The sequence below is a fragment of the Exiguobacterium sp. s57 genome (genome assembly GCF_018617685.1).
Taxonomy (GTDB): domain Bacteria; phylum Bacillota; class Bacilli; order Exiguobacteriales; family Exiguobacteriaceae; genus Exiguobacterium; species Exiguobacterium marinum.
The window spans coordinates 77,330-86,296 of sequence record NZ_JACSKR010000007.1 but is presented as its reverse complement, the minus strand read 5'-3'; the positions used below and the strand labels follow the sequence as shown (position 1 = coordinate 86,296).

The 8,967-nt window shown below is 38.9% G+C and carries 10 protein-coding genes; all 10 read left to right on the top strand.

What is annotated here, in order from left to right:
* Window positions 1-496 (top strand): asparagine synthase-related protein (locus tag KNO98_RS13865; protein ID WP_251130034.1); only part of this gene is annotated, 496 nt, incomplete at its 5' end.
* Between the two features lie 65 nt (window positions 497-561).
* A complete protein-coding gene (locus tag KNO98_RS13860; RefSeq protein WP_214701455.1) occupies window positions 562-783 on the top strand; it encodes a hypothetical protein in 222 nt (73 codons plus the stop codon).
* Between the two features lie 220 nt (window positions 784-1,003).
* Window positions 1,004-1,339: a hypothetical protein gene (locus tag KNO98_RS13855; protein ID WP_214701453.1), complete on the top strand. Its 336-nt coding sequence runs from the start codon at window positions 1,004-1,006 to the stop codon at window positions 1,337-1,339.
* Between the two features lie 6 nt (window positions 1,340-1,345).
* A complete protein-coding gene (locus KNO98_RS14870) occupies window positions 1,346-1,741 on the top strand; it encodes a MauE/DoxX family redox-associated membrane protein (protein ID WP_371742828.1) in 396 nt (131 codons plus the stop codon).
* Window positions 1,742-1,751: 10 nt separating this feature from the next.
* Entirely contained in the window at window positions 1,752-2,297 is a 546-nt protein-coding gene (locus KNO98_RS13850) for a MauE/DoxX family redox-associated membrane protein (protein ID WP_214701452.1), read from the top strand.
* A 5-nt stretch (window positions 2,298-2,302) separates the two neighbouring features.
* Window positions 2,303-2,797, top strand: a complete 495-nt coding sequence (locus tag KNO98_RS13845; RefSeq protein WP_214701450.1) for a hypothetical protein — start codon at window positions 2,303-2,305, stop codon at window positions 2,795-2,797.
* Window positions 2,798-2,812: 15 nt separating this feature from the next.
* Window positions 2,813-4,624, top strand: a complete 1,812-nt coding sequence (locus tag KNO98_RS13840) for an ABC transporter ATP-binding protein (protein ID WP_214701448.1) — start codon at window positions 2,813-2,815, stop codon at window positions 4,622-4,624.
* 13 nt (window positions 4,625-4,637) lie between these two features.
* Window positions 4,638-5,387 carry an ABC transporter ATP-binding protein gene (locus KNO98_RS13835; RefSeq protein ID WP_214701447.1) on the top strand — a complete coding sequence of 250 codons (750 nt, stop codon included), beginning with the start codon at window positions 4,638-4,640 and terminating at the stop codon, window positions 5,385-5,387.
* Complete coding sequence (locus tag KNO98_RS13830; RefSeq protein ID WP_214701445.1) at window positions 5,384-7,876, top strand: FtsX-like permease family protein; 2,493 nt, start codon at window positions 5,384-5,386, stop codon at window positions 7,874-7,876. Before KNO98_RS13835 ends, KNO98_RS13830 begins: the two co-directional genes overlap by 4 nt.
* A 66-nt stretch (window positions 7,877-7,942) precedes the next feature.
* Window positions 7,943-8,674, top strand: a complete 732-nt coding sequence (locus KNO98_RS13825; RefSeq protein WP_214701444.1) for a LytTR family DNA-binding domain-containing protein — start codon at window positions 7,943-7,945, stop codon at window positions 8,672-8,674.
* Window positions 8,675-8,967: the final 293 nt, after the last annotated feature.

The following is an 8,967-nucleotide window of genomic DNA, read 5'->3' as shown; positions in this document are numbered from 1 at the left end:
GAAGTACAAAGAACTAAAATCTAAACTCGAAAGAATTAAAAGGGCGAGTAAGAAAGAATTGTACGTTCAGATGGCTCAAGCTAAATCTCATTTATACACGGATAGGGTAATCGGCGGATACACCGGCACAGATTTTCAATATCCCTTCCTGGATAGAGAGCTCGTAGAATTTATCTTTAAAATTCCCGGAGAGTTGATGTTCGACGGATCGAAGAAGAAATTAATTTTAAGGGAGAGCATGAAAGGGAAGTTGACTGACGAGATATTGTCCAGAGAGAACAAGACACAGCATGTGGCCCATACATACAAAAGTTTAAGGGCTAATTGGACAGAAGTATTTCAGGTTTTAAGCATCGGCAAGGTGTCCAAGGAATTGAACCTGGTTTCTTACGAGAAATGGTTATCAGACTTGTCCAGATGGAGAAACGGTTTACCTGTAGATGATAGGTTTTGGTCATTGATATCGGTTGAATTTTGGTTGCATAAACATAGTTGATTCAATCGAGCTTGATACAACAATAATGTGTGCGAGGTAGTTTCATGAAAAAGGGGAAATAGCAAATGGAAAAATACTCAAGAGTATCGTTAGTGGAATGTGGATCGAGCAATGAAGTAATCAAAGGTGCTTGTGGTTGGGGTGTTGAAAATATCACACTTGATAAAACAGATGCATACTGGACGACAAAACGTAAACAAGTACTTATCGGTTGGCTGGCTGGCTATAAACAGGTTTATCAGTGCCAATATGCTAAAGCATGTAGTTCAGAATCACATACTTGCTAATTAGAGTCACATATAGTTTAAAAAAATGATATGACAACTACTTTGCACACAGCATTGTTGTATCAAGCCGATGAAATTTCGTCGCCAATGGAAGGGCAGGGACCTGATGGTTTTCACAGCATATATCTTCATATTATCAATAACAATCGCCGTGTTTTTGTTCACTAACAGGAAATTGAAAAAAATTATTTGTTTTCTAAAACATGACGTTTCAGAGGACATGTCTGATGTCATCGATCACACTTCATCCTATAAATTTCTTTTGTTGGTGAACGAGAGATTTTTATACGATGAAGTAAATTTATTTATGGATATGAATAATGATTTTCTCATCAAAGAAAGAGAATTAAAGATACTGAAAATTTTAGAAGTCGATTCTTCCGACAATAGAAGACTATTTGATGAGTTGCAGGTGCAATCCATACCCGCACTCTATGAATATGACGGAGAGAACGGAAAGTATAAAAAAATGATCTATTTTTCAGAAATTGAGCAGGCGCAAGATGGTGGAGAGGTACTGAGGTTCATAGACAAAACGATTTCAACAGAGGGATGATACAAAATGGTGGTTCACGGGATTTCTATATTGATTGGTCTGTATTTTTTGAAGAACTCGGTTGGAAAAACAAGAAAAATTTTCGATTTTTATATAGCGCTTGAAGAATACTCAATCGTTTCCGAGACTAAAATCCTAGTTTCTTTTTTGGTAAGTCTAGAAGTGATGTTGGCGTTATCATTGATATCAAACCTTAATCTATTATTTTCAATAGTCGTTTGCACGCTACTCCATGGAACATATATTTGGATGCTGTTTGTGAACCTGGGCAAGAGTCATCAAAAAAATTGCGGATGCTTCGGTAGTAATGTTCCTCCAAAGCCAAGCTTGGTTCATTTCGCCTACAACCTTTCGATGTGCATCTTGGTGATTCTTTTGTATGCTATTGAGGTAAGAATGTGAGGTGTGGAACATGATTCAGTTGGTTTTTAGTTGTTCGATAGGATTGGTTTTCGTGATATCTGCTCTATCAAAGATGTTTAGTTATAAGAAGTCGATAGAATCCATCGTGACGATGGACCTATTCGATAAAAAATTTAATAAGATCATCGGAGTGCTGTTCCCTTTCTATGAATTGTTCTTGGGAATAAGCATTTTTATGTATTATCCCTCACTGATTTTGAATATTGTCGGTGTATCGACGATTTCTATATTCATTTTTATGAATATACGGGGTTTGATAGCGGAGGAGGAACAGGCCTGTCATTGCTTCGGGAATGTCATGAAAACCAAACTGGGTCTGGGAGGGGTCGCGCAAACCTCTTTCATGTTAGTGAGCCTATTGCCTAACCTGTTCATAGTGAGTGATCACAAGTTGTCGGCTTATCTCGATTCTATAGAAATGTCCACTTTCCTGGCCACTCTGATTTTCATTTATACCGCGACCATTTTTTTGGTTCGGACTGTAATCGATTTTGAAGACGATGATAAGGAAAAAGTTGATCCGAGGATGGTGTGAAACTAATGTTACTTCAAAGTAGCGTGATCATACTGATAGTGTTTTTAATTAATTTTTCGCTATTGTTTGGCTTGATGAGACGTGGTAGAACAGTCAAAGAAGTCAAAAGTGGCCTGAGAGAGGGCGTATCGGTCCCTGACGTAAGAGTGCTTAAGATGAACGGGGAGAACGAAGAGTTCAAAAATATTCTAACAGATAATAAAACAGTCTTCTTTGTGGACGGTGACTGTACAAGTTGTCAAGAAATGATGAACTCATTGCATCATTTCAAAGCAGAGTATGTAGAAAGAATCAACTTTATAGCCACATATACCGAGAATAGTTCCAAAGAAAACCAAAAGAACATGCTTGACTTGAAAATGTATTATATGAAAGAAAACGATTTAATGAACCTCCTTAATGTGAACACCTTTCCATTTGTCATGCAATTCGATGCAAATAACAATGTGTCTAAAAGAGGTTATCTATCTAAATATAACCTGGTCGACTATCTTTCGTGAGGGATGAGAAGAGCTATGAATGGAAAAAAAACTAAGAAACCCAATAGATTTATCGAGTCACAGAAATATTTCTTGAAGTTAATAATCTCTGAGCATCCCAAGAGTTTCGTTTTATATTTTGTGATAGCTCTTTTAACGTCCATCATCCCACCGATACTGATCGCTTTGAACAAGTACACCATGGACAGCATTTCTAAGATCGGAAGCGATGAGTTGATTTTAAACACGGTTTTGATTCTATTGGGAATAACGTTTGCCGTGCAATACACCTCAGCGGTGCTCACGAACGTCGATGAATACATTTTCGTACGAATCTCTCAAACTGTGAACTTTGTTCTTAAGAGACTGCTCATAAAGAAACAGGTTGAAGTGCCTATGGAAAAGTACGAGGAAAGTAAATTCTTCGATAATTTGAACCTGGCGAATTCTGCGATCAGTCGTAACGGTATCATGGTGGTCGATAACACTTTCGGGATAGGGAAAAACTTATTATCGCTTTTAGGTATCTTTGGATTGTTGATGAGTATTCATTGGAGCATGCCGATAGCGTTGTTCTTGTCGACCCTCCCAGGAATAATTGTCATCTTCATCACTAAACAGAGAAGTTACAAAATGAATATGACCACATCGCCCGCCAGTCGGGAACTGGATTTCACAGATAAGCTGTTCTCGACTAAAAACGCATTAACAGAAATAAAGATATTCGGATTGGGAGATTACTTACTAGACAAATGGAGTAATCTTTATGGTGAGATTCAAAGCCATACATTGAAACTGGCAGGATGGGAAGCCAAAGCCAAGTCTTTCGCAGTTTTGTTTTTACAATTGTCCAGCATGCTCGTATCCGTATTACTTGTCAACCAGATTTCGAAGGGCACGTTGAGCATCGGCGATTATGTGGCGCTGCTTGGCGCCGTGACAACCGTGCAAGGTTTGTTCGGTTCGGCCGGAGGAAACCTAGGTTCTATCTATGAGGCCGCAATCTTCAATAACGCCTTACTGGACGTCTTAGAGTACAAAGTGAAAAATATTGGCTCCGATAAAAAAGACATTAAAGAAATCAACTCGATTCAGTTAAAAAATGTTTCCTTCAAATATCCAGAAGAAGACAGGTTTGCGATAAGAAATGTTAATTTATCTATAAATAAGGGTGAATCTATATCTATTGTGGGTTACAATGGTTCTGGTAAAAGTACTCTAATAAAATGTTTAACTGGATTATACAATGTTTCATCCGGCGAGATAACTGTCAATGGAATCAAATACGACGATGTTTCTGAAAAGAGCCTCTTTAAAAAGATTTCTATAGTCTTCCAAGACTTTTATAAATATAAGTACTCCATCCAAGAGAACGTCGGTTTTGGCAACGTACAGAACATCGACGATGAGAACGAATTGCATCGATTATTGTCGGATGTGGAACTCTCGGAGAGATTGAGGGATACAAAACACTCCCTACAGACGTATTTGACTAAAGAACTTCCCTACGGGATCGACCTGTCTGGGGGAGAATGGCAAAGAATAGCTATAGCCAGGGCACGGTTCAAAGATGCCGACCTATTCATACTAGACGAACCGACTGCAGCGATCGATCCGATCTCTGAAGTGAAGGTCTTTAAATTGTTCCAAGAAATATCGAGCAGTCATACATCTATCACCATCTCGCACAGATTGGGTCCGACTAAATTTGCTGACAGGATTATTGTGATGGATGACGGGGCGATTGTGGAGGAAGGGTCTTTCGATGAATTGATAGCGTTGAGAGGATTCTTTTACGAGATGTATGAGGCGCAGGCCGAATGGTATAAAGAGGAAATGAATGCGTAAGGAGCGAGCGAACATGGACACTCTTTTAAGAGTTGATAACATAACAAAAGAATTTCAACGGGGGCCACATATAGTCAAAGCGTTGAATAATGTGTCTTTTGAAATGAGAGAGGGAGAGTTTCTGGTGATAATGGGGACGAGCGGTTCCGGAAAAAGTACCATGTTGAACATTTTAGGGGCCCTCGATTCACCTACGAAAGGTACAATTTTTCTCAAGGGAGAGAGCAAAAAAAAATCCTTTGAAGAACCAGAGGCCACGATTTATAGGAAAAATAATATTGGGTTTATATTTCAATCGTTCAATTTATTGAATGATCTGACGGTCTACGAGAACGTTTCCCTTCCATTGATGTTGAATGGCCTTTCCACTTGGGATATCAGCCAGAAAGTCAAAGATATGTTGGAACGGGTCAATCTATCGCAGTGGTCTACACATAGACCTACCGAACTATCCGGGGGGCAGCAACAGAGGGTGGCAATCGCACGTGCGTTGATTACCAATCCGCCGATTATTCTTGCTGACGAACCGACAGGAAATTTAGATTTCAACACATCGAATGAGATTCTGCATTTATTATCAGACTTAAACCAAGAGTTTAAGACCAGTATAATTTTGGTGACCCATGATCCAAAAGTCGCTTCCTTCGCTGATAAAATTTTATATTTTCATGACGGGAAGATTGTGGACCATCAGGTATCCAAAGGCGATATGAAGCCTATATTGGAGAAGTTCGAAAGAATCTTGGAGATTTCAGGGCGATGAAAGACTTTAAAAACCTATTAAAAATCTCCTACGGTTTATATCGACGTAGTCCGATGATAGCATTCACTTCAATAGCGAGTGTAGTGATTTCTATTTCACTCGTCATCACGATGGTCCTCTTCACCTTGAACTCAAAAGAAGCGGTGATGAATGACATTAAACAGATTTATGGTGACATGGATATTTCAGTGGGTTATGAGTCAGGCTCAAATAAAGTTATTGATAAAGAATATATTGAGCGATTACAGAACGATTCAAAGGTCGAAGATATATCCCCGGTACTGATTTTCAACCTGCCGTTGGAGACGAGCAAATCAAATGCGGACGTTTACTCTATAGGCGTTAAAAATGACCCTCTGTCAAAGAGCCGCTACCATTTCACGAAAGACCTACGTGAAAAACAGGTCATCGTTAACGAGGGGTTGGCGAGAGCGCTCGGCGTCGAAGAGGGAGAAAGGTTGTCAATACAGGGTGAGGACTACATTGTCCTCGAGGTGCTGAAAGATGCCACATCAACCGGTGTCGTGACTGACACTGTCATTCTGAGTTACGATGATCTGAAGGAACACATGGCGCGGGAAAGCAGGGCGGCCGAAGCCACGTATATCCTCATCAAAACCAAAACTGGGACAGATAATTTGAAGTTCGCTAATTATTTGACCAATATGACAAGCGACACGAGGGTCGAAATCGCTGAAAGCGAAGAGCTTTTGAGCGGCGGATTTCAATCGATGAATAATTACATAATGATTATATCTGCATTGATTTTAATCGTATCGGCATTCATCCTCATATCTAATTTCGATGTATTTATCAGAAAGTACAGATATCAACTTTCGATAATGAGAACAATCGGCGCGAGCACTAAACAGTTGTTTACCATCTTTTCCATACAATCCGGCGCCATAATTCTAGTGGGGACCATTCTCTCGATTGCTTTGTCGGCATTGATGAACACGTATTTCCAAGATACGCTGATGACATTGCTTTCCATAGAATCGTATGAAGCGAACTACAGTCTGCTCAACGCAATCCTAGTCGGCTTCTTGAGTGGTTCGGTAATCCAAGCCATTATGGGTATCTCGGCGTATAGAAACAGTAAGGTTTTGCCCTTGAACGTGATGAAAAAGAATTATGAGGTTGACTTCAAAGAAAGAAGGTTTAATAAAATCGTTCTTCGCATCCTTTGGATTGTGAGTATCTCATGCATGGTGGTCAGTGTGGTTTTGGTCGAAGAGCAGACCAAAAAAATTCCTCTAGTGCTACTGGCCATCGTGTTCTTCCTCATTGCTCTTTATATGGGATTACCGACTTATTTGACGAAAATTTTAAATGTGACAGGGCCATTTTTAAGAAAGGTCATGGGCAATGTTGTTTACGTGGCGATTAAGAACATAATCCCTCAGGTAAAGAAGAATACATTTTTGATACTGATTGTAAATATCTTAATGGTAGTGGTGGTCTTGGGCTCGACTATGCTCAACACCATAAAACAAAATCAGTATCAGTATATTAACGATCAATATCCGACGGAAATCCTACTGAAAAGTAGGATAATCGAGGGGACCGAACTTGACCCCTATGAGTTGATAGACAGAGTGGAGCGTAGGCTCTCGAATGAAAAAATCAACTTCACTAGCACAGTCAATAGTGCTGAAGTGTTCACGAGCGACAATCATTCCGAGTCCGTCGATTATGTCACCACGGACCTCAAGAGGATGAACATATTCGGAGTAGAGTTAGATGAGTCCTCTGACTATAAACAAGCCGTAGTGATTTCTGAGCAATTCTCCAAGAAATATAATGTATCCAAAGGCGATAGTATCGATATGGGGAAATATTCTGTGGAAGCCCAAGAGGTTCTGTTCGATAAACCCTATCAAGTCATCGGTGTGGCGGACATTACCAATGGGGACATGTATTTTGACAATAAGAACGAAATTTATGCCGAGCAAGTCAACTTCAATAAATTGTTCATCGACGAAAAAGATTCTGAAATGACGACACAAGTTCTAAAGGAACTCATCAGTGACTATCCAACTCTACAAGTGAACACATTAAGCGCTTCTCTCGATGAAGCGAACAAACAATTTGTTCAAAGGTGGTTCGTGTTCGTGATCGCAATCATCGTCATGGTGTTAAGTGTGTTGATGGGATTATGTAATTCATTGATAAATTACATTAGCACAAAAAGGAAAGAGTATGGGATTCTGAGAGCGATATCTTTGACTTCGAAAGAATTAGGCAAGTTGATTATGGTACAAATAATGCTTTTCGTTATAAGCGGGATAATGCTTGGGATTGTCTCAGGAATAACAGTTTCACTGATTTTGTCTATAATCGATCCAGGAAAGATTCAAGTCGATTTCCTTCTTATAGGAGCCGTATCCGTCTTTTTGATTTCCGTGGTGCTGATTATATTTGTACCGTTTTCTAAGAAGATAAGCACAAAGAACTTGAAGACTGAGTTAGTAAGTAACGAAAACTGATAAAACAGAAAAGGGACTTTACATTATGTAGGTCCTTTTTTATTTTACTAGAGAGCTGAGGTAGACATGAAAGTCAGAATTCAAGTCGTCACCGAAGCGAAAGGCGACGTGACGTCACAAGAGGTAGAACGTGTTTTTAACAGTATATTCTCTGTGGGGGAACCTATGTCCAGAAGATTCATGGAGGAAATCGCGTTAAAGGAAGAACAGAGACGAGGTAAGAATATTCCTCAAGAATGTTTGGTTTGGATTGAATTTGATATAGAAAATCTAAATGTGAAGGACGGTTTTCAAAGAAAAGTATACTCTTTTGAGACGTCCTCACCGATAAAATTAATCACTGTCGTCAAGATTCATGATGATTGTGGATTTGTGGGAGATTGTCCTCTCCCCCCTATGATGATTGACCCTGGTTTGAACTGTGAATTCTCTGATTTGAATAGAGGAGAGCTGCTCCTAAAAAATCAAGGGTTAAAGACAGTTGTCGAGATAAGCGACATCTTATTCATAGAAAAGGAAGAAAAAAAATGCGTGATACATATGAGATGTGGTGAAGTCCTTGAAACCGTATGTTCTCTGACAGAGTTAGAGAATTCTTTAAATAATCCTGAGCTGTTCCGGACTCATAAATCTTATCTCGTCTCTTTGAAAGATGTGAAAAATGTTGAAAAAGATCCATATATGAAGTCTTACAATATTAGCTTAAAAAAATCTAGTGAAATTATTAAATTGAGTAAATATAAGTATAAAGAATTTATCAAAGCGTTAGAGCGACATGTCAAGGTTGATACTGAGTAAGAGGAGATGTTTTTTCGGGTGGTTCTTAGTTCAAATTGTCTTACTAAATTCAGAGCCTTTTTTCATTCCATATGTGAGGAAGAGAGTCCAGTATATATAGTATGACTTATCAAATAAACTATCGATGTGATTTAAGCGACAATATTTTCAAAAATGTTATATATTTGCCTATGAGAACAGTTTATTCTGTAATCTAAAATCAAAAAAGTTCCGAAAAGAACATGAAACGTGCAAAGTTTTTTAAAGAAGATTCGAAGCAAACCCTTATGTCAGTCTCTTCGTTTCATTTTAGG

Bases quoted from the DNA above. Each gene is read 5' to 3' on its own strand.
- KNO98_RS13835 (WP_214701447.1), top strand. From the start codon at position 4,638: ATGGACACTCTTTTAAGAGTTGATAACATAACAAAAGAATTTCAACGG.
- KNO98_RS13825 (WP_214701444.1), top strand. From the start codon at position 7,943: ATGAAAGTCAGAATTCAAGTCGTCACCGAAGCGAAAGGCGACGTGACG.
- KNO98_RS13855 (WP_214701453.1), top strand. From the start codon at position 1,004: ATGTCTGATGTCATCGATCACACTTCATCCTATAAATTTCTTTTGTTG.
- KNO98_RS13845 (WP_214701450.1), top strand. From the start codon at position 2,303: ATGTTACTTCAAAGTAGCGTGATCATACTGATAGTGTTTTTAATTAAT.
- KNO98_RS13830 (WP_214701445.1), top strand. From the start codon at position 5,384: ATGAAAGACTTTAAAAACCTATTAAAAATCTCCTACGGTTTATATCGA.
- KNO98_RS13840 (WP_214701448.1), top strand. From the start codon at position 2,813: ATGAATGGAAAAAAAACTAAGAAACCCAATAGATTTATCGAGTCACAG.
- KNO98_RS13860 (WP_214701455.1), top strand. From the start codon at position 562: ATGGAAAAATACTCAAGAGTATCGTTAGTGGAATGTGGATCGAGCAAT.
- KNO98_RS13850 (WP_214701452.1), top strand. From the start codon at position 1,752: ATGATTCAGTTGGTTTTTAGTTGTTCGATAGGATTGGTTTTCGTGATA.
- KNO98_RS14870 (WP_371742828.1), top strand. From the start codon at position 1,346: ATGGTGGTTCACGGGATTTCTATATTGATTGGTCTGTATTTTTTGAAG.